The organism is Marinomonas sp. S3726 (assembly GCF_000967665.1).
Taxonomy (GTDB): domain Bacteria; phylum Pseudomonadota; class Gammaproteobacteria; order Pseudomonadales; family Marinomonadaceae; genus Marinomonas.
Genome location: NZ_JXYC01000012.1, coordinates 93680 through 115080, shown reverse-complemented (window position 1 = coordinate 115080; position 21401 = coordinate 93680). Strand labels below are relative to the sequence as shown.

General features: G+C 39.6%; 20 protein-coding genes. 10 read left to right on the top strand and 10 right to left on the bottom strand.

Annotated features, from left to right (window positions below; translation table 11 throughout):
• Positions 1-3 precede the first annotated feature (3 nt).
• The 4 genes from TW85_RS11175 to TW85_RS11155 all read right to left on the bottom strand — a co-directional run bounded on the left by TW85_RS11175 (position 4) and on the right by TW85_RS11155 (position 5613).
• Positions 4-1575, bottom strand: coding sequence for a hypothetical protein (locus TW85_RS11175; protein ID WP_046017195.1), 1572 nt, complete (start codon positions 1573-1575; stop codon positions 4-6).
• Between the two features lie 15 nt (positions 1576-1590).
• Positions 1591-3552, bottom strand: a complete 1962-nt coding sequence (locus tag TW85_RS11170) for a hypothetical protein (RefSeq protein ID WP_046017194.1) — start codon at positions 3550-3552, stop codon at positions 1591-1593.
• Positions 3553-4080: 528 nt separating this feature from the next.
• Complete coding sequence (locus tag TW85_RS11160) at positions 4081-4671, bottom strand: uracil-DNA glycosylase family protein (protein ID WP_046017192.1); 591 nt, start codon at positions 4669-4671, stop codon at positions 4081-4083.
• A gap of 42 nt (positions 4672-4713) precedes the next feature.
• Complete coding sequence (locus tag TW85_RS11155) at positions 4714-5613, bottom strand: LysR family transcriptional regulator (protein WP_046017191.1); 900 nt, start codon at positions 5611-5613, stop codon at positions 4714-4716.
• Between the two features lie 167 nt (positions 5614-5780).
• Here TW85_RS11155 and TW85_RS11150 point away from each other — a divergent pair, with 167 nt between their 5' ends.
• Positions 5781-6530, top strand: coding sequence for an NAD(P)-binding oxidoreductase (locus TW85_RS11150; RefSeq protein ID WP_046017190.1), 750 nt, complete (start codon positions 5781-5783; stop codon positions 6528-6530).
• Between the two features lie 78 nt (positions 6531-6608).
• Here the strand turns inward: TW85_RS11150 and TW85_RS11145 are convergent, their stop codons facing one another.
• The 4 genes from TW85_RS11145 to TW85_RS11130 form a co-directional block, all read right to left on the bottom strand.
• Positions 6609-7040 (bottom strand): hypothetical protein, encoded by a 432-nt coding sequence (locus tag TW85_RS11145; RefSeq protein ID WP_046017189.1) that lies wholly within the window; start codon positions 7038-7040, stop codon positions 6609-6611.
• A gap of 244 nt (positions 7041-7284) precedes the next feature.
• Complete coding sequence (locus TW85_RS11140; protein ID WP_052702108.1) at positions 7285-8271, bottom strand: DUF3179 domain-containing protein; 987 nt, start codon at positions 8269-8271, stop codon at positions 7285-7287.
• A gap of 135 nt (positions 8272-8406) precedes the next feature.
• Positions 8407-9453, bottom strand: coding sequence for a nitronate monooxygenase (locus tag TW85_RS11135; protein WP_046017188.1), 1047 nt, complete (start codon positions 9451-9453; stop codon positions 8407-8409).
• A gap of 166 nt (positions 9454-9619) precedes the next feature.
• The gene (locus TW85_RS11130) at positions 9620-10537 is read right to left on the bottom strand and encodes a permease (protein WP_046017433.1); all 918 of its coding nucleotides are present in this window, start codon (positions 10535-10537) and stop codon (positions 9620-9622) included.
• 128 nt (positions 10538-10665) lie between these two features.
• On the opposite strand from TW85_RS11130, the gene TW85_RS11125 reads away from it, so the two are divergent.
• Positions 10666-11001 carry a helix-turn-helix transcriptional regulator gene (locus TW85_RS11125; RefSeq protein WP_046017187.1) on the top strand — a complete coding sequence of 112 codons (336 nt, stop codon included), beginning with the start codon at positions 10666-10668 and terminating at the stop codon, positions 10999-11001.
• Positions 11002-11110: 109 nt separating this feature from the next.
• Positions 11111-11641: an NUDIX hydrolase gene (locus TW85_RS11120; protein WP_046017186.1), complete on the top strand. Its 531-nt coding sequence runs from the start codon at positions 11111-11113 to the stop codon at positions 11639-11641.
• 13 nt (positions 11642-11654) lie between these two features.
• On the opposite strand, the gene TW85_RS11115 is transcribed toward TW85_RS11120, so the two are convergent.
• Together TW85_RS11115 and TW85_RS11110 are read right to left on the bottom strand one after the other, a co-directional pair.
• A complete protein-coding gene (locus tag TW85_RS11115) occupies positions 11655-13541 on the bottom strand; it encodes a methyl-accepting chemotaxis protein (RefSeq protein ID WP_046017185.1) in 1887 nt (628 codons plus the stop codon).
• A gap of 307 nt (positions 13542-13848) precedes the next feature.
• Positions 13849-14448, bottom strand: a complete 600-nt coding sequence (locus TW85_RS11110) for a methyltransferase domain-containing protein (RefSeq protein WP_046017184.1) — start codon at positions 14446-14448, stop codon at positions 13849-13851.
• A 260-nt stretch (positions 14449-14708) separates the two neighbouring features.
• Here TW85_RS11110 and TW85_RS11105 point away from each other — a divergent pair, with 260 nt between their 5' ends.
• The 7 genes from TW85_RS11105 (at position 14709) to TW85_RS11075 (ending at position 21391) form a co-directional block, all read left to right on the top strand.
• Positions 14709-15158 (top strand): RidA family protein, encoded by a 450-nt coding sequence (locus TW85_RS11105; protein WP_046017183.1) that lies wholly within the window; start codon positions 14709-14711, stop codon positions 15156-15158.
• A complete protein-coding gene (locus tag TW85_RS11100; RefSeq protein WP_046017182.1) occupies positions 15158-15835 on the top strand; it encodes a DUF1028 domain-containing protein in 678 nt (225 codons plus the stop codon). The genes TW85_RS11105 and TW85_RS11100 overlap by 1 nt, the downstream gene beginning before the upstream one ends.
• A gap of 353 nt (positions 15836-16188) precedes the next feature.
• Positions 16189-17352 (top strand): acetylornithine deacetylase, encoded by a 1164-nt coding sequence (gene argE / locus TW85_RS11095; RefSeq protein ID WP_046017181.1) that lies wholly within the window; start codon positions 16189-16191, stop codon positions 17350-17352.
• A 114-nt stretch (positions 17353-17466) separates the two neighbouring features.
• Positions 17467-18564, top strand: coding sequence for an ABC transporter ATP-binding protein (locus tag TW85_RS11090; protein WP_046017180.1), 1098 nt, complete (start codon positions 17467-17469; stop codon positions 18562-18564).
• Positions 18561-19505, top strand: a complete 945-nt coding sequence (locus tag TW85_RS11085) for an ABC transporter permease (protein ID WP_084616247.1) — start codon at positions 18561-18563, stop codon at positions 19503-19505. The genes TW85_RS11090 and TW85_RS11085 overlap by 4 nt, the downstream gene beginning before the upstream one ends.
• Positions 19502-20335 (top strand): ABC transporter permease, encoded by an 834-nt coding sequence (locus TW85_RS11080; protein ID WP_238326204.1) that lies wholly within the window; start codon positions 19502-19504, stop codon positions 20333-20335. The genes TW85_RS11085 and TW85_RS11080 overlap by 4 nt, the downstream gene beginning before the upstream one ends.
• Positions 20336-20365: 30 nt before the next feature.
• Positions 20366-21391: an extracellular solute-binding protein gene (locus tag TW85_RS11075; RefSeq protein WP_046017179.1), complete on the top strand. Its 1026-nt coding sequence runs from the start codon at positions 20366-20368 to the stop codon at positions 21389-21391.
• Positions 21392-21401 lie beyond the last annotated feature (10 nt).

Below are 21401 nucleotides of genomic sequence, written 5' to 3'. Positions count from 1 at the left end.
CAATCAATTCCCAGATGCATAAAAGCTAATATTACCGCTAGAGCCGTAAGAGCCTGATGAGCCTGAAGAACCAGACGAACCTGATGAACCAGAGCGACCGTAAGAGCCTGAGCTACCTTGGTAACCTGCTGATCGACTAATTGGGTTACAGCTTGAATAACCTGTTGAATAATCTATCGTACAATTTGGGTTGTAGTATGAACTACCACCAGGGCCACCAGGCCCCGCGCCACCTCGGCTACCACCTGACCCACCAGAGCCCGGCTGGCCAGAACTGCCTCCAGAACCACCGCCTACTTTAGCGCTAAAGTAGCTGCGGGCATTAGCCTGAAAACTGGTTGGACCAAATAATGTGACTTGAATTCGACCGCCATCACCACCGTTACCGCCGTCGCCTGCACTTCCTCCGCGAGCTCCGTCACCGCCGTCACCGCCGTCACCACCAGTACCTCCACTTCCTGCACTGCTGTACTCACTTGCATTATTACCTTTGGTGCCCGCGGATCCCGACTCACCATTACCGCCATTACCGCCATCACCACCATTTCCCCCTTTACCACCTCTACCACCTACCGCTGCGATGTAAAGTTTTTGGGTTTGTTCAAATAGTAAGTGGTCAGAACCTTGTCTAGATTTATAGGTATAATCCTTTAACGGTTGTTGGTAGAAGGGAGAGTTAAAGGGTTTAATTGTCACATTAATGCTGCCAACATCTTTCGCATCATATCCATCACCACCATCGCCACCTCGACGACCATCACCACCATTGTTACCGTCTCGTCCGCTACCACCAGCAAACGCACCAGCCACACTTGATAACGCACTACTAGAATAACTTGTTCCGCCACGGCCATCACTACCATGATTGCCATTTTTAGCATTTGGTGTAGATAAGTTTGCCGAATGAGAGCCATTTAGCCTTAGGGATGGAGCAATAACAAAACTTTCATTCACCTTGTTATTAAGAGAAATCCTGACCTTGTAACCAGTTTTAGCAGCGGTAAATGGATTACTCTTTTTATAGATCAATTTGCCATCTGATTGCATACTGCCATTTAAACTAGTCAGTTTGTATTGCAACTTACTTGCAGGGAAATGCAGCTTAGCATTTGCTGTCGTACCATATTTCGCGGTGAAATAAACTTGTCCGTTTTCATCTTGGAGCACAACGCGATTTAACACATGCTTTTGTCCATCATAATAAACAGGGATACGTTCATTTTTAACGGAAAATGTATAAAGCTTATTGAGTTTGCTTGTGTTTGGCTGTGGCAAGTAATTAGCTTGCCATGTCATTGTTTTGCTTGCAGAGTAAGCCACAGCGGTTTGCTTAACTGACTCGATGCTCTGATTAACACTTACTTTAGCAGCTAACCCATCACGACGATCAAACAAAACTTCACCGGTATCCGCCGTCACATCAAACTGTGGCAGCAAAGCAAGATCAGTTTCATAATGTGTAACCGAATAGCCTGATTTATACGAAAAATCATACTCTTCTACTTCATCCGCTATTACGGTTTGTCCATAAGCTAAAAGCAAGGTTAAACTGGCATAAAACGTATTCATCTTCATAACAATTCTCCCTGCTTAAAAACTGATTTTCTTAAAACGACCCGATAACGCCGCTTTAATTTGTTGTAGATCTGCGTCCGAGCTTAGATTCGCAATCCCTTGTTGCCCAGCATGCAAAGAGGCATCTTCACTTTTAGCTTGTCTAACGCCTGAGCTAAATAACTTGGCATATCGGCTCGCATAATTTGGCGTTAAGCCCGTTTTATGTTTAGTAAGATAATTACCTAAGAATAAATAATCACTTGCTAAGCTGGTACGAGAATCAGAAAACGCATATTGTTCGAACATACTACTGGTTTCGGATAAAGGTAATGCCATTAGGCTGCCAAATATTTTTTTAGTATCCGACTCTTTTCTTAGCGCGATGATTCGTCCTGCTGGCGCTAAATATATTTTTCGATTAACTATCGCTTGCTTTTCAAGTGCCGAAATATAGTAATTAACAAGATGTGAAATACCTGCTTGTTTTTTCACATTCTGATTACGAGAAGTCAGACCTTTTAATAAGGCTAAAGGCTGATTTGCCACAAATACAGGCATAACTTTATCTGTATAGCGCTTAAACTCACTATCATTGTAAGCCAAGCTTCTTGATAACTGTTTAGCAGAAATTTTGTCTACTATTTGCGCTTTGTGCTTGGCTGTTACTGCTGAATCTTTTGATAAACGTAATCCATAATAATGCTGGAGCTGATCAAGGTTCGCATTCCTATATTTAACATCAACGGCTTTGATTAAATAGGCGGCAAACTCATCAGGGTAATTTAGATATAAAAATGAATAGATAAAATCTATGTATGCATAAGGACGTGTTTCTACCCTTTTTTGCAAACTAGTAAAAACTAATTCTTTCGCTCGTAGCTTAGTTGTTGCATAGATTTCTGCGTTCATCACCTGGTGATGATTAAAGAATAAATGTTCATCATCCCCTTTTGCGACCAACTTTCCTTTTGCCTTTGTCGCATAGTCATCATGTCTATCTAAAAACGCCAGACTCGCCATCAATTGGCCCAAACTATAATCACTAATAGGCGCATTTTCATACATGCTGTAGTAATAAAGCCCTGGAACATATTGCAAAAGTAATCTTTGAGCTCTTAATTGAATACTAGTGAACTTAGGTAAAACGCCATCATATTGGGCTTGCCTTGGTAACACTAAAGAACTGAGTAAACGAGAGTTTTTAATCAACTCAGATTTATTAATACTGCCTGGGTTGTCTAAGTGATGAATAAACAAACCTTCATTCACATCTAAGATGTAATTTAAATTACGAACCGATAATTGGTAGATATCTTTTTTCGCTAACACTCGGTTGATTATAGCAAGTGTTACAAGCTTATTTTCTAGTGCGTAAACAAGCTGACTCAATGGTGTGTCTTCTGCTAAATTTGCCACATCGACACTGGATAAGGCCGTCACAGCTTGTGCCTGTATTTCAGGGGTAACACGATAGCTGTCTACTCTATCCAACATGGATTTAATGACGACAGTTTGCACTCCTGGTGAATCTACTTTACGTAATATCACTAGAAGTTGAGATGCTATCGTATCGCCATCAAGTTTTCCCAAATTGTAAGCAGCAGAAGCCCTTAAATAATCTATCGTGACATCATAAGGAAACCCATCTTCTTCCCACTCTTCTTGATCAGTCGTCTGCACACCATCTTTGGCGATATTCACAAGACTGTCTGTTAGTGCACTATACAAACTAGGTTCAGCATCAAACAGATCAATATTATTAGCTTGCGTAACAGCAATCGGCATCAACCTAGCCAATAGATCGGGACTATCTTCATCTTCTTCATTAAGGCGATTAACAGACCATTCAAGATATTCTTGAATTTTTATTGGGTCTGTTTCAGCTGCAAACATTTCTACTTTTTTATCTTCGAAAATAAAGCCCATAATGGTTGCACAACCAGTCAGAGCTAAAGCGAGCATTATGGTAAAGGTAATTTGATAAGGCTTTTGCATAATTACTTCCCGATATTATTGCACTAGGATTTCATCCAGACCTATTTAAAAGTAGTGCTGCATACTCACTTAAACAAACATAATGATAAATAAAGTTTACTTAAGGCTAAGTGTTGAAATGTTCAAAAAAGATGCAAGCAACCAGAGCAAGCTTAGCAAAAAATACAAAAAACTTACAAACAACTTATTAATCTGACACTGTTTTTAGCGCTTTTAGAAAAAATGAATTCAGCTTACCTTATGCTTAATTAGGGCAAATCAAGCGTAAAAAACTAAAATCGTTGGATGAAAATAGTTTACAAAAACAGTCAGGAGAGAATTTTTATAGATATGTTCAGAATTAACAACAAATACATTCAGACAAAAAAAGCCCAGATAATTGCCTTGAGAGCCAAAGATCAAATCACCTCTAATTAGCCTGCTCTGCTCTACTAAGGTAATTGATAAAGTATCAAGCAAGGCATCACTTTGATGTATGTAGTAAAAAACTAAATACGAATAATGTTTTATTCACAAGAGACTCACGTTTCAAGAGGATAGAATACGAGCCACTTCCAATTTTAATTTAGGCAATAGGTTTTCTGAGAACCAAGGATTTTTTGCCATCCAGATATTATTCCTCGGACTAGGATGTGGCAGAGGCACGCAATCAGGCCAATAGTCTTGCCACGCTTTCACTGTCTCAGTCACATTTAATCGTTTTCCAAGATGATAAGCTTGAGCATACTGTCCTATTACCAAGGTGAGCTCAATACGCTCAAGTTTAGACAATAACGCTTTACGCCAAGCTTTCGCGCATTCAGGCCTTGGAGCAAGATCTCCCGATTTACCTTTTCCTTTATGGGACCCTGGATAGCAAAACCCCATAGGAAGAATAGCAATTTGAGTTTCATCATAGAAAGTCGCTTTATCTATCCCTAACCAATCTCTTAATCTATCACCACTGGCATCATCAAATGGCACGCCAGATTCGTGCACTTTACGACCCGGAGCTTGTCCCGCAATGAGAATTTTAGCCTTTTCATGAAGCTGTACAACAGGCCTTACACCATGCTCTAAATGCTCAGAACATAAGGTGCAGGTGCGCACTTCTTCTATCAAAGAAATTAATTCAGGCATGAGGTTCTTCCTAATTACTTTTCTTACGGTAAGTTAGCTTATTCAATTGGCACTGGATGCCATAAAGTGATCAACAAGGAAATCAAAGACTAACCTTACTCTTGGATTAGTATGTAATTCCCCATGGCAAACAAGCCAAATATCAAAACTCATAGGTGTACAAAGAGACGAAAAAGCAGGTACTAGATTAGGGTCTCTTGCTGCAATATGATCTGGTAAAAGAGCCAATGCATTACCTTGCTTAAGCAACTGCCATTGCACTAGCTGACTATGCGTCAAAAAAACAATTTGCTCTTCTTTGATCGTCATACCAAAACTAGCAAAGTAATCTTTTAATTGGTCAGTCTGGTCAAAACCCAATATACGTAAGTTGTTAATTTCATGTGGTTGCTTGTCTTCAAAACTTGCTACGTAATTCTTATGCCCATAAAGAAACACCCTTTCTTCACCCAGTTTTTTGATGATCAAATCCGCTTCTTCTGGCCTCTTATAACGAATGGCAATATCTGATTGGCGGCGTTTAAGGTCACTAATTTGATTATTCACATCAAGATCAATTCGTATTTTAGGGGCGATTTCTTGGAATTTTGGCCAAAGCTCGGGAAATTTAAAAAATGCATCAAGCTGTGACAAAGACAAACCAACCGTACCTTGAAGGTCATTACTCTGTCCCAAAGCCACTAGGGAAAACTGATCTGCCGCATAAGACATTTGCTTCACATGTTCATATAGCCTTAAACCCGCCTGCGTTAACTCCAGCCCTCTGCCAACCCGCTCAAATAAAACTAGGTTTAACTTTGCTTCAAACAAAGAGATTTGCCGGCCCAATGTTGGCTGGCTCACTCCCATCACTCTTCCAGCAGCAGACAAAGAACCCTCATCAGCGACTATCATGAATGCTCGAGCATGATTCCAATCAAACTGGTTTTGTTGCCATTCCATACTGAAACACCTTAACGACCTTATCTATACATTGTTAAATAGAATTTTAGCAGTATATCGGCTTTTGGTATTCATTTATGAATAGATGCTATGAAATTAATCGTATTTTCCGCCTTTTATTGAATACTTATAATGTTTTTTTAGTTTTCAAAAGGGAGAAAAACAATATGGCGGTTCTTATATTAGGAGCGACAGGGGCAACCGGCCAACTAGTTGTTAAGGATTTATTATCCAGTAACCAAAGTGTGATCGCTTTAGTTAGAAGCCCAAACTTACCACCCCACCCTAACCTTGAGCAAATACAAGGGACAGTATTAACACTTAGTGAAGCTAAGCTGATTAAGATCTTAGCGAGAGTTGAGTGTATCGCCTCTTGTTTAGGCCACAACTTAACCTTTAAAGGAATCTATGGGCAGCCAAGAATGCTAGTTCGAGATAGCATAATGCAGATTTGCCAGCTAGAACGCCTTATCAGGAAAACCCTAACAAGAAGAAAACCCCTTAGAATTATTTTAATGAGCAGCTCTGGTAGCCAAAACTTAGATTTAGCAGAGCCCATTTCAAAATCTCAGAAGATGGCTTTAGCGATTATTCGATGCCTTGTTCCACCCCACCTAGATAATGAAAGAGCGGCAAACTATCTAAGGTGCGAAATTAAAAACGACTATCAATTAAAATGGATCATAGTAAGGCCAGATACACTAATAAATGAAAAGGACATTTCGAACTACGCTTTGCATGCCTCTCCAGAACGAAGTGCAATCTTTGACCCAGGCACAACAAGCCGAATTAATGTTGCTAACTTTATGGCACGTTTAACCAGAGAGGATTACCTTTTTGACTATTGGGAAGGCAAGATGCCCGTCATTTATAACTGCCAAACACAAGAATCACTGGATTTAGAAGAAAGGTTTTAAGCCGCGCTTTAATGTTTTTTGGTTAAAGGAGAGTAAATATAAAGGGTACAAGAAATATACTTGTACCCTTTTCACTAATTAAAAAGTTAAAACAGATTCAATGACTGTCTCATCTGTTTTACCGTCACTTTCCCCAACAGAGCGAAACTCAATATTACCTTTCACCGTTTTGTTGATGTAGAAACGAAGTGTAGAACCTGCTTTTTTCACATCCATATCTTCTTGAAATACGCCATCAACCCATAACTGAAGGCGGGCCTTTGTTTTACTGCCAACATCATCATGAGCCGTCACCTCAGCAACTGACAAGTAGGTATTTTGAGGGTAAACAATAAATAAGGTATTTTCTAATCCACATATATCGCCACCAATACAAATGCCGCCGTAGGTTGGATCCATATTCTGGTAATTACCTTGATAATAATTGCTAGTCGCAAAAAAGTTGATAGCACTCGCAATGCCAGAAAGGGTAAGAATAATTGCTGCAAAAATAATTTTATAAGACTTCATTAGGTGTGTTCCTTAATCACTAGGGTTCTTAAGCTGTATTTCAGATCAAGATTGAAGTCTGTAATTTTGCCTTTCTTAAGACGTTGTAAAAATAACACCTCATTACATAAAAAGAAATTAAATTTATACAAATCAACAACTTATATAAAACCCTTAATTTCTTGATAAGGTATTTTTTTAAGGTGCCAGATACTCACCAACAAACGAGTTTAACTGAGTCCAGAAGAAAAACAGCGATTAAAAATTAATAAACAGCCATTTCACCTTGCTTTGTATAAAGCTTTCCATCAGGGTTAAAAGCAAAGTAGGCAAACGCAAATGTCACTATATAAGGGACATCTTCCCCATTACGCGTGACTAACACATTGCCAACATCTCGCCCTTGGCCAATATCAGAAGTATCAAGCACTGAACTTTGCCCTTTATGCCAACTAAACGATAAGTCGCCCTGCTTAACATTCTGCTGTTGAGATAGTAATGGTAGACTGACAGCTAAACCATCAACCGCAATCACCCTCATCATTGGCGTTAAGTTTTTGGGCAATTTTCCTTTAAATAAAAAAGGCAGTGCAGAGCTGTCATAGCCAACATAAGGATTTCGATTATAATCTCTAAACGCTGGGTTATTTGGCACTAACACCTGTCCATTTGGTGCTCTTTTTTTAAAATCTGCAAAAGATTCAAGCCTTGAAGCCAACACTCTAAGGTTTGTACCGACTAAGTCACCCACTATGGCATTACCTTCATATTGCTGCCACCAACTCTGTGTCTGCCTATCGTACATAATTAAATCGGAATGCCTTAGGTTTCCTGTTGTTCCAAAATCTAAGACCTTCTGCCCAATTCTGCGATCGAACACAATTGAAGTATTACAAAGAGGACAATAAGTTACAGCAACAGGCACATCGGCAATAACATCGTTAACGATTTCATGCCAAATTAACACTCTCAAAGGATAGGCTTTCGCTTCTCCTTTTATCACCACACCAATAATGGGATCAGTGTCATTCAATCTTGTTGTTGCCTCATCGAGAGAAACAAATTTAGGTGAATCAATTGCAGGAATACCGTCTTTACCCGGTCCACCAAACATCACCTCTTCTAAATTTACACTACTCTTGGTGAAGTCTGTTTTGGGCCATTGCTCAAAGAAGCTGGCTTGAGCCATAGGAAAAGAGAGTAATAAAGTGATGAAGATAAAAAGCAGCCATTTTTTGTTCAGAGTCGCCATAAAAACCTACCTATATCTAATACCTATTCCTAAGGATATAAAGGAATTTAAATTATTTGATATAAGTATAGACGCCTTAAAAGCTGGTTAGTTTCATTGCCCTTTCTGGTAAAAGAAAAGGCAATATCACTATTTTTAAACCTTGCCAGCCAATTCTTGAGTAATACTTTTTGCTGAAGCGGATAAACAACCTGAGACATTTTGACCACACCACAAGGGAGAAAAACCAGCATCACCAAGGCTTTCGGCTTTATTACGTAACTGGGTGATTTCTATAGCAGCATGAGGAAAGTCTGGCGCTTGGTCACACATATTTTCAAGATCGGCCATTACTCTATTTACAATACCTCGCGCTGGCCTCCCTGAAAAAATATTAGTTAATGCGGTATGTTCAGCCGCAACATTTTTAAGTGCATTACGGTGAAGCTCGGATGTTTTGGCTTCATCCGCTAATAAATAGGCGGTTCCGATTTGGGCGGCGTCAGCACCTAGCAACAAAGACGCCTTAACGCCTTCAGCATCTGTAATCCCCCCTGTGGCAATGACAGGAAGGTCTACTTTCTTAACAATTTGAGGAAGCAAAGCAAAGGTGCCAATTTGAGTGCTTATGTCCTTGGTTAAAAACATTCCCCTATGACCACCAGCCTCAACCCCTTGAGCAATAATGCCATCAACGCCTTTTGCCTCCAACCATAAAGCTTCTTTTACTGTTGTTGCCGTAGATACTATGCGTGTCCCCCAGCCTTTAATTCGAGCGAGCAAGTCATCATCAGGTAAACCAAAATGAAAACTAATAAATTCCGGATTAAAAGCCTCTATGGCATCAGCAACATCGTGATTAAAAGGCATTCTGGTGGCACTGTTTGGGCTGTTTTTACACTCGATACCGAGTTCACTAAAATACTTAGCTAAGGTTTTTTGCCAAACATCATGCTTTTCTTGTTCATAATCAGGCATCTGATGACAAAAGAAATTTAAGTTATAAGGTTTACTTGTCGCCGCTTTTATTAGCTGAATTTCTGACACCATCTTATCGATACTTAACATGCCACAAGGCAAAGACCCTAAACCTCCAGCCTCAGAGACAGCAATAGTCAAAGCACTGTCTTGTACTCCGGCCATAGGTGCTTGAATAATTGGAAGCTCGGTGCCTAATAGGTCTTTGATTTTTCCTTTTAACATGAATAACTCCCTACGGTGTCGTTTAGATACGTTGGATCATTTATAAATAATCAAACAATAAAATCAATCTAACCTTTGAGAATTATAAAAATACTGAGGATTTAGCAGAGCTATTTCACTCGCTAAATCCATTTGGCTATCTTAGAAGAACAATGTATTCAGACCATTAAAAGATAATGCTATATAAAAAGCCCGCTCCCATTGCCATAGTTAAAATGACAGCTAGGAAAGCATAAATCATTTTATTTTTGAAAATTGATTTAAGCAAAATAACTTCAGTAAGACTCGCCCCAGCGCTGCCAATAATTAACGCCATGACAGCTCCTAATCCCATACCTTTAGCGGCTAATGCCGCACTAAGAGGGATGACAGCTTCAGCACGGATATACAAAGGAATACCGATAATAGCAGCGACTGGAATGGCAAAAGGATTATTATCATTGGCGAACCGAGCAACAAGGTCTGTTGGCATAAAGCCATAAATCATAGAGCCTAACGCGATCCCCCCCATCAGATAAGGCAATACTTTTTTAAAGTCTTTCCAGCTTGATTGCCAAATTGCAAACCATGGTGTGCCTTGCTTAGCTTGCCCCTTTGAGTTGCCAGAACAACCTTTACTAACAGGCTCTGCATAAGCTTCTTGTTTCACATACTTTTCAAATCCTAATGCTTCAAGCAGGATTCCGGCCATAATTGAGACACCAAGAGCAATCGCGAAATAAAACAAAGTTACCTGGACACCAAAAGTCACGGCAAATAACCCAATAATGATTGGATTTAACAAAGGACTAGCAAATAGAAAAACCATCATGGTGCCAAAACCGGCTTTTGCACGTAACAAGCCTTTTAAAAAAGGGATGGTAGAGCAAGAACAAAACGGTGTAATGGCACCTAAAAAGCCTGCAACGATATAACCTTTACCTTTCTTTGTGCTCAAAATACTTTGAATTTTAGCAGGGGGAATATAATGCTGTAGCACACCGACAAGGTAGCTTATCAGTAGGAACAACAAGGTTAATTCCACCGCTAAAAACACGAACATATTCAGAGTTTCTGTCACCATACTCATATCAATACCTAACATAATCATCTCACTATCATTTTATCTAATTAATTTCTATATTTCCGGATTTATCGAAATATAAAGAAATAAATTAGATAAAACAAGTTATTTCGATTATTATCGAAATAACTTTTAACAGGGATGCCATTGTGGACATAGAAATTATTGCCAAAGCCTTAAAAGAATTAGGCCATCCAACTCGGCTTAGAGTCTTTAAAACCGTTGTCAGAGCTGGGGTTCAAGGCGTTGCCGTAGGTAGCTTACAGGAATCTTTAGGGATTCCAGGCTCCACCCTCTCTCATCATATTTCTAGCTTGTCATCAGCTGGGCTTATTAATCAAAGACGTGAAGGCAGAGTGTTATATTGTGTTGCTCAGTATGAACAGTTGCAGAGTGTTATTGGCTTTTTGCAGGATGAATGCTGTGCTGACGATGCGACACATACAGAGAAAATGACATTAGCCGATTTTCAAGCTCATCAATAGTAAGTGTATTAAAGACTTCCTTAAGCACTATTATAAAAGAGTGTTAAAAATGATAGGCCGCACTTATAATCCCGCCTTCTATTTTTACTAGTTATTATTGAGTGCTTACATGCGTTTATTAGCTTCTACGCTTCATCCTAATATTTCACCTGAAAAGCTCCAAGATGCCTCTATCAAGCGAGTTTTACGACGTGCAACAAGGGGCATTATTATTCGAAATGACGAAATACTCATGCTCTATACAAAGCGTTATCATGACTATAGTTTACCAGGTGGTGGCATTGATGAAGGTGAAGATAATATTCAAGGCTTAATACGAGAACTAAAAGAAGAAACAGGCGCGAAAAATGTTCGTAATATCCAAGAGTTTGGTTGTTATGAAGAATATAGGCCTTGGTATAAGGAAGATATAGACATAATGCAGATGCAATCATTTTGTTATGTCTGTGACATTGATGAAGAACTTGATACACCTGAGCTTGAACGTCATGAAATTCAAAATGGCATGCACCCGGTTTGGATGAATATTCATGCGGCCATTGCTCATAATGAAGAAACTATGGCTTCAAGCCCAAAAAAAGGCCTCTCTATTGTAAGAGAGACCTTCCTTTTAAAGCGTATTCTAGAGGAGTTAGTTTAAATGCTAAGCATCTTCACACTGTTGTGAATACACGGGTTTTAGTATCTAGGTGATCAACTAAGGAGTTTATTTGGTTAGTACTATCAGCGATCGTTGAAATGGAATCCGTGTCTTTCTGCAATTGCTGTGCAATGGCATCCATTTCCTCGCTCATATGTTGAGATGTTTTGGAAACTTCCTGAATAGAGATGGCCATATTATGAGCAGAATCAGCCCCTGTTTGAGCATTTACTTCAATCTCTCTCATCGCTTGTGCAGCCTTCTCACCAGAGGTTTCTATGGCCTTTAAGTTCTCTTGACCATCCTTCATGGTTGTTATGGCATTATTCGTCGAGGTTTGAATCGTACTTACTATAGCAGTGATACTTGACGTTGCTTCAACAGTTTTTTCTGCCAATGAACGAACCTCATCAGCGACAACAGAGAAACCACGACCTGCCTCCCCAGCTCTTGCCGCTTCAATCGCCGCATTCAAAGCGAGTAAATTAGTCTGATTAGCCAAATCATTGATCATAGAAATTACACCATCAATGTCTTTAGACAATTTACCTAAATCATTCAGTTGATCACTGGTTTTATTAACAAATCCCACTGTCATGGATAAATTATCAAGCGCATCTTTAATGGTTTCAGCACCGTTTTTAGCAGATTCAAAGGTATCTTTCGATTGAACACTTAAAGTGCTTGTCGTAGTGGCAATATTCGAAATGGTTGCAGAGATTTGATCTGTTGCTGCTGCTAAGGAATTCGTTTGTGTGTTAACCGATTTATTACTATCAGCAATATCAGTAACAGCAAGGTTAAGTTCACTTACCATGCCATTAACCTCTTCTGTGGTTTGAACGACATCGCCTATTACTGAACCTAACCCATTGGTCATGGCATTAACCGAATTACACAGGGCATCAAACTCATCATTGCGTTTAGCATTGATTGCTAACCTAGCACTCAAGTCCCCTTCCTGCACCTTGATTAGGTCGCGAATAATCTGGTTAAGTGAGCGATTGACGCTCTTTCCTATGAATGCCATTAAGACACCAGCAAAAAGTGCCACTATGACACTGACTGCAATTAAGGTAAGACTTGCCTGTTGCGAGCTTTTCTTAGCAAATTCAGTCGCGTTTCTGGTCATACTCGCTAAATATTCAGATGCATTGTCACGTTTCACATCAAACTCAGCTCGTTGCTGCTTAAAGTCTTCTTCAGCAGCACTGGTTTTCAAGGTTTCTTTTGTTAGCTTTTCAACGGAAACTAAGTAAGCATTAATACTTTCACCAAACCTGTCTTCTAAACCAAAGTTCTGAACCCTTTTATGGAACTCGTTAAACTTCGCCATAAAGGTATCAAGGTTATTTTGGGTGGTTTCGAATACATAGTTTTTCTCAGCTTCACGAACAGGTAGAAATGAGCGTTTCACCAAACTCAGCTTGCCCACATCTTCAAGTACCTTGTCGCCTAAACCCGCAATTTCTCCCTTAAGCCCAGTTTGGCCGCTAAAGCCTAAACGCTGTCTTTGTAGCACCACATACCCAAGTGCATCGGAGAAGTTGGTTAAACTCACCATAGTTGCTTCTAAATGAGACTGACCTTCTGGGGATTCTATGATTAAAATGTCTTCTTCAAGGCCAAGAAGAAGATCAATCTTATCCATATTTATCTGATCAACATAAGCTTGAAAATTATCATCATTAACCTCAAACATCGCCTCGTACTCTTTCATCATTGCGATTTCGAGTGAGTCTAAATTACTTTCAATTCCAGATAAGGTTTGTAAGCGGTTGGAAGATTCTGTTTGGATATTTAATCCATTTAACGCCACTAAAGTGACAATAATAAATCCACTGATAGCACTGATAAGAAGAATACTTAGTTTCGCTTTAAAGCTAAGATTTACAAACATAATACACTTACCTTATTAGAAAATTTAATCCATCCAATTTTTTAAATTGTAAAAGTAATATACAAAAGATATTACACTCCATTACGTTTAGGTAAAAATATTGGTCACATAGTTACAATACCATAACTTAAGTAACTTTAGGTTAATAAGTCCTAGGAGGTTTTATACTTAATTTGTATTTTTTCTCTGTTTTAGCAAATCTGACACCGATTAAGCTAAAAGTTGAAGTCTTAAATAATTAAGCCTTAACTAAGCAGAATTAATTTTATGCATTAGCAAAACTAATATGAAAAGTAATGAGGTGCAATTATTGGAGTTTACGCGCTAATAAAGTGTGACTATGACGATTAATTTCTTCCCCTTGAAAATTAACGCCAGAACGGTTTCTTTCATGCCAATCAATGATTTCAAAAGATGAAAAGTAACGTCTAATATCAGCCTCACTTAAAGCCAGAACATTGTCTAGGTCGTGTTTGGCATACGAGTCATTAAGACCTAAAAAGTCACCACAAAACAAACCGCCTAACTGTATTGAGCGCGCTAAGTTATGCCAGCAAATCTCAAAGCGCTTAGGGTTACATACAAAGAAACTTGAATCAGCAATTACCAGACCATTAGAAGGATAGATATAGGTATCTAAATCACTTAAGCAGATGGCAAAATTTGATTCGTTAATAAACCGCATGCGACATAAATTAACTGCATTAGGATCTTTATCGAAGGCATGTACATTAAGTCCATTATTAATCAAAAACTGGCTGTTATTTCCAACACCACAACCGCACTCTACTGCACACAAGATATCCTTAGGGAGTAGCTCGACAACTTTTTCCAGAATTTCTCGGTGAGGTTTGCTTTTAATTTTTGCAAGGTAATCATGCCAAGTGCTATCGGGGAAACTTTCCATCATTCATCCTAATTGAATAAAAAGTGAGCTAAGTATGGCACATATTTTTTAAAAGCCCTGTCTGTTTTCCTGCAATAAAAAGCTTCTCTATTATTATTTTTTAACATCACTCTCACTGCATTATTTTTTCTTATACAAGTTAAAAGTTAATAGTATTTTATTTATCTAAAGGGCTTTCTTATGCTGCATTAAAAACGCGTTAACGGCTGTTTTCAACCCTTGTATGGTTTTCAGAATGCGACAAAGCGTAAGGAGCTTTCATGTCTAACACTACACCGACACATACTCGAATTCGTATGTTCAATACCAAAGAGACTTATCCCAACCAAAGTTTGGACAATGACCTCTGCCAAGCAGTACGTGCAGGCAATACAGTTTATGTGCGCGGGCAAGTCGGCACGGACTTTGAGGGTAATCTAGTCGGTTTGGGTGACCCAGGTGCTCAAGCAAAACAAGCTATGAAAAATGTGAATCAGTTACTAGAAGAATCTGGCTCTCATATTAGCCATGTTGTCAAAACAACAACCTACATAACAGACCCAAGATTCCGTGAAGATGTCTACAAGGAAACAGGTAAATGGTTTAAAGGTGTTTACCCTATTTCAACTGGTTTAGTGGTTCAAGCCCTAGCTCAAGCTCAATGGTTAATGGAAATTGATGTTATTGCAGTGATTCCAGACGATTGGCAACCAGAAAAAGGAGAAGCATAATGACCTTCTCTGTTGCTGGAGTTTGCCCTGATACAGGTATGCTTGGCAGTATTATCACCTCGTCTAGTATCTGCGTTGCCAGCCGCTGTCATTTCGTTAAATCCAAAGTGGGTGTTGCGCTAACGCAAAACATTACTAACCCTGATTTAGGACCGCGTGCTCTCACATTATTAGAAGATAGCAGCTACCCAGATACCCAGTCTGTGTTAGAGCAACTTAAGCAAGAAGAAGCCAGTATTGAGTGGCGTCAATTAGGCATACTTGCAGCCAACGGAGACAGTGCAACTTTCAGTGGCGAGCAAGCATTGGGTATTCATAATCTTGCCAAGGGCAAAAATGTTATTGCTATGGGCAACCTATTAGCAAACGATCAAGTACCTCAAGCTATGGTAAAAGCATTCGAATTAAGTAAGGGTAAACTTGCTGATCGTTTACTGCTTGCATTAAGAGCTGGTCTTGAGGCTGGTGGTGAGATGGGGCCAATACAATCTATTGGCTTAAAAGTGTGCTCAGACCCTGAATGGCCTATCATAGATTTAAGGGTGGATTGGCATGATGATCCACTACAAGAGCTTGAGTCTTTATGGCAAGCATACGAGCCACAAATGCAAGCCTATATCACACGCGCCAAAGATCCAGCTAACGCCGAATCATACGGAGTCCCAGGGGACGAATAAACTCTCATTTGATATCTAAAAACCAGTGCTAGCCACTGGTTTTTTATTGGTTTCAATCCAAGGTTTTAGGGTTATTCATACCTTTCCATCAACTTCTTTCACTAAAGACAAGAAAAAAACTCTTTTATTTTCAATTGGATATTTAAAAAACTTAAGCATTCTAAAAACATAAACAATATGCCAATTGGATTCATTTTTTTAATACAGTTAACAACTTTATAATATTTTATTGCCTTTAAATTACGACATATCCTCAAGTTATCACTTAGAGAATGATCTCAATCAGTTTTTAACAAGTAAGTAAAAACCGAGCTTTGATTCCAAACACTGCAACCAAATTTAAAGGCAAGATGATGACAGATACCCTCACCACACAGATTTTAAGCAAGCTAATTGCTTTTGATACCACCAGCAGTGAATCTAACCTTGCCCTCATGCACTATGTGCAATCTTTTCTTTCTGAGCACAGTGTAGAAAGTCGCTTGGTTTACAACCAAGAAAAAACCAAAGCCAATTTATATGCAACCCTAGGCCCTCAAGACAAAGCTGGTGTTATGCTATCCGGCCATACAGACACAGTACCTGTTACTGGCCAAAACTGGACACAACCTCCTTATAAATTGAGCAAGTTAAACGATCGTTACTATGGTCGTGGTACCAGTGATATGAAAGGCTTTGTGGCAGCAGTTCTGGCCAGTGTGCCACAAATACAAGCAAATGAACTACACACTCCTATTCACCTCGCGTTTTCTTATGATGAAGAAATTGGCTGTGTCGGGGTCAGAAAGCTGATCGAAAACCTCAAAGAGCAAACAATAAAACCTGCAATTTGCATTATTGGCGAGCCCACCTCCATGCAGGTTGTCACCAGTCATAAAGGCAAAATAGCGGCGACTGTAAAAGTTATCGGTAAAGAATGCCATTCAGGCATGGCGCCAATGGGAGTTAACGCCATTAACTATGCAACTAGATTGATTCATTGGTTAGAACAAGCGGCTATCCAAAGAAAATTAGATGGCCCGTTTGATTCCAACTATGACATTCCATATAGCACGATACATACAGGTGTTGTGCAGGGTGGCCAAGCCCTCAATATCGTTCCTAATTTTTGTGATTTTACCTTTGAAATGCGCAATATAGCCAAAGAAGACCCTTTCCAGCTATTCGAAGAATTCAAAACTTATGCTAATCAGCTCATCACTGAAATGAGAGAGATTAGTGAAGTCTGTGATATCCAAATTGAATTAATCACCCAATATCCAGGATTAAGTACATCAGAAACCGAAGATGTCGTTAGCTACGTCAGAAATCTCGCTCAATCTCAGGAAAAAGCCAACATCAACTTTGGTACAGAAGGCGGTTTATTTAGCCAAGAACTAAATATTCCCACTGTCGTTTGTGGGCCGGGCAGCATGGACCAAGGCCATAAACCCGATGAGTTTATCGAAGCTGAACAACTCACACAGTGTGACGTATTTTTGCAGAAACTCATACAAAGCTTAAGACAACAACCGTAGTCCAAAAAACGACCACAACACCATTTACTTACTAATAAATCACTTAAAAGAGTCCGCCATCGAATACTAGCCCAAGGGCAAGAACGTACATAAATTTAAAAGAAGAGACGCACAATGAGCATTGCAATAAAAATAAATAACATCTCAAAGTCGTATGGCTCTTATCAAGCCCTCAACAATATTTCTCTGGAGATTAAAGATAATGAGTTTTTTACCCTTTTAGGCCCTAGCGGTTGCGGTAAAACAACGCTACTTAGAATGATTGCTGGATTTGAAACACCCAATTCAGGCGTGATCCAGTTGCACGCAGAAGATATACAATCCTTAGCGGCACATAAACGCAGGGTGAATACTGTATTTCAAAACTATGCCTTATTCCCTCATATGAGCCTTGAGCAAAATATCGCCTTTGGCCTTGAAATGATCGGCTGGGGTAAAGACAGAATTCAAGCCCGTGTTGATGAGATGCTAAACCTTGTGCATATGACGCAGTTTGCCAAGCGCATGCCATCGGCGTTATCCGGCGGTCAGCAACAACGTATTGCGCTTGCCCGAGCTTTGGCACCAGAACCGAAAGTACTGTTACTCGATGAGCCTCTTTCAGCATTGGATCTCAAACTTCGCCAAGCAATGCGGGATGAATTACAGCAACTACAGCGTAACACCGGCATTACTTTTATCTTTGTTACCCATGATCAAGAAGAAGCACTGGCGATGTCGGACCGTATCTGCATTTTAGCGAATGGTGATATTCAACAATTAAGCACACCAGCTGAGATCTATGAAAACCCGGCGAATAAATTTGTTGCAGATTTTATCGGCGAAACCAACTTTTTAAATGTTGATGTGATTAACAAAGGAAAGGATCACCCCCTAAAGGTTAAAACGCCATTAGGTGTTGACCTTGAACTAGATCCTAGTTCACAAGCGGGTTTCAACGCTTTAATTGAAAACCAATCCTGTCATGCCACCCTTTCTTTAAGACCCGAGAAAATTTCTATAAACAGTGATGGGCTAGACATCAATCTAGAAGGCAGGATTACCCAACGTACTTATATGGGTGGTTACACCCATTATACAGTGCACACAGAACAAGGGCAGAACCTCAAAGTATCTAAACGAAATCACATCAGCAACAACATAAGCTACGGCATTAATGAAATGGTCAAAATTGGCTTCTTACAATCATCAGTAAGGGTATTAACACAATGAACCAGATCATCAATAACACTCATAAGCAGAATGCCTCAATCAACAAACCTTTTAACCTTAGATTGTCTTGGAATCTAATTGGCCTAATGCCAGCCTATTTGGTGATGTTTTTTTTAATGATCATTCCTCTAGGCATCATTTTTTATGTCTCCATGATGACTTCAGATCCCTATGGCGGATACGAAGCTATTTTTTCCTTAGAGTCATACCAGCAAATACTCTTTACCTATGACTGGGATGATAATTTAAACCTTAACTTTCAATATCTGATTATTATTGCTCGCACTTTACTTTTAGCATCAGCCACCGCAATTATTTGCCTATTAATCAGCTTTCCAGTTGCCTACTTCATATCAAGACAATCAAGCAGTACCAAGGCCCTACTGCTTTACCTGATTACCTTGCCGTTTTGGGTCAGCATGGTGATTCGCGTTTATGCTTGGGTTTTGATTTTAAGTAATGATGGTGTTTTAGAGTCTAGCCTAACTTTCTTAGGCCTCACCTCAGGTATGGATAGCCTTCTGTATAACAATAACGCCATGTTAGTTGGCATGGTTTACAGTTATATCCCACTGATGATTTTGCCTATTTACGCCAGTATCGAAAAACTTGATGCTCGCCTTACAGAAGCAGCCAATGACCTCTACTCCACTCGTTTAAGTACCTTAACTAAAATCATTTTGCCTTTATGCAAACCCGGCATAGTGGCAGGTTTTATTCTTGTTTTTGTTCCATGTTTAGGCACGGTGCTCGAGCCCATGTTACTCGGCGGCGGCAAAACCATGATGATGGGAAACTTGATTCAAAACCAATTCAGCATTGCTAGAAACTGGTCATTTGGAGCCAGCCTTGCTGTGGTGTTACTTATCATAGTCATGCTTTTTCTTATGTGGAATGCCAGAAAAAGCTCTCGCCCTATTGTTGAAGGGAGTGCTGTATGAGCCATTCAAATAATCAAAATGCACTTATGCGTTTTATCACCGCAAAAAATAAAGATGTGAAACACTATCCAGGTTTTGGCCTAATCAGTGTCGCCTTCTTTCTCTTTTTATATTTACCCATTTTGGTCGTAATCGCCTACTCATTTAATAGCAATAAAATCGTCTCTGTATGGCAAGGATTTTCATTTAAATGGTATCTCAGCGCTTTGCAAAATGAAGGTTTAATGAATGCAGTACAGGTCTCATTAACCGTTGCCACCATAGCAACTATTATTGCGACCAGTGTTGCTACCGCGGCCGCATTAGTTCTATCGCGTGGTAAAGAGGTTAAACATGTAAAACTGTCTGAGACAGTGATCAATTTACCCTTAATGCTGCCAGAAATCGTCTTTGCGGTCGCCATACTGATTCTTTTCTCTCAACTTGGCTTACAAGATGGATTAACCAAGTTAATCCTTGCTCACGCTTGTTTTTGCATTCCCTTTGCATTTTTACCCATTCGCGCTCGCCTTCAAGGTATGGCGAACAATTTAGAGCAAGCAGCTCAAGATTTATATGCCAACCCTTGGATTACCTTTAAACGCATTACCTTACCTTTAATTCTTCCCGGGATTTTTGCCGGCGCCATGCTTAGTTTTGTGATTTCAATGGATGATTTTATCACCAGCAGCATAGTGTCAGGTGGAGGCGCAACAACCCTACCCGTTTATATTTTCTCGCTGGTAAAACAAGGCGTTTCACCTGAATTAAATGCTATTTCCACCCTCATCATGCTGGTTTCCCTATTACTGGTAACACCAGCTTGGATGATATCTAAACGCAATAAGTAACCTCGATAACAATAACAAAGGATAAGCACTATGAAATTTGCAAAATCTACCCTAGCAGGACTTACCGCCCTTAGCCTTTCGTTCTCGGTTAGCGCCGCTGAAAAGCTCAATATCTATACTTGGTCTGAGTCCATTGACCCAAGTCTCATAGAAAAATTTGAGCAAGAGACAGGTATACAAGTCACCTTAGATGGCTACACCTCTAATGAGGATTTGTTAGCAAAACTTAAATCCGGCTCAAGTGATTATGACTTGGTTATGCCAAGCCAGCACTTTGTTAAAATTATGATTCAGGAAGATCTACTTAAAAATATTAACGCTAAATCACTTGCTGCATTTAAAAACCTTGATCCAAGATGGAAAGGCCAATGGTGGGACCCTAATGATGAGTACTCCATCGCCTTTGCTTACGGCACAGCAAGCTTTGCATTTAATACCAATGAATACTCAGGTCCTGGCAACTCTTGGAAAGAGTTTTTTGAACCAGAAGAAAGTATGAAGGGAAAAATTGCTGCTTTTAGTACGCCTGATGAAATCATTCCAGCGGCACAAGCTTATCTAGGAATCGATTTTTGTAGTGAAGACAGTAATGAAATGAAGCGTGTTTATCAGCTACTTAAAAAGCAAAAGCCTTACGTAGCGGTTTATAGCTCAGACAATATCAGCTCTCGTCTAGCTGGCGGAGAAGTCGCCATGCACTCTTGGTGGGATGGAGATACAATGCGAGCTAGAAAAGATAACAAGGCCCCCATTATTTATGCTCAACCACTTGAGGGTTTGATTGGTTGGCTAGATGCTTTAGTTGTTCCTAAAGGTTCACGCAACACAGAAAATGCTAAAACCTTTATTAACTGGATTAGCCAAGAGGCCAATGCGACAACCCAATACAATTATTATGGCCACTCATCAGGCTTTATCATTAATGCAAGAAACGCCAAACACAAACCGGATAATTCGCCAGAGATATTTCCTGAAGTAAGAGTCAAATTTACCCAGGCATGCTCTCCTGTCGCACAAAAGTTAGTTGATAAAGTCTGGACTCAATTGCTTTTATAAGCTGCCACAT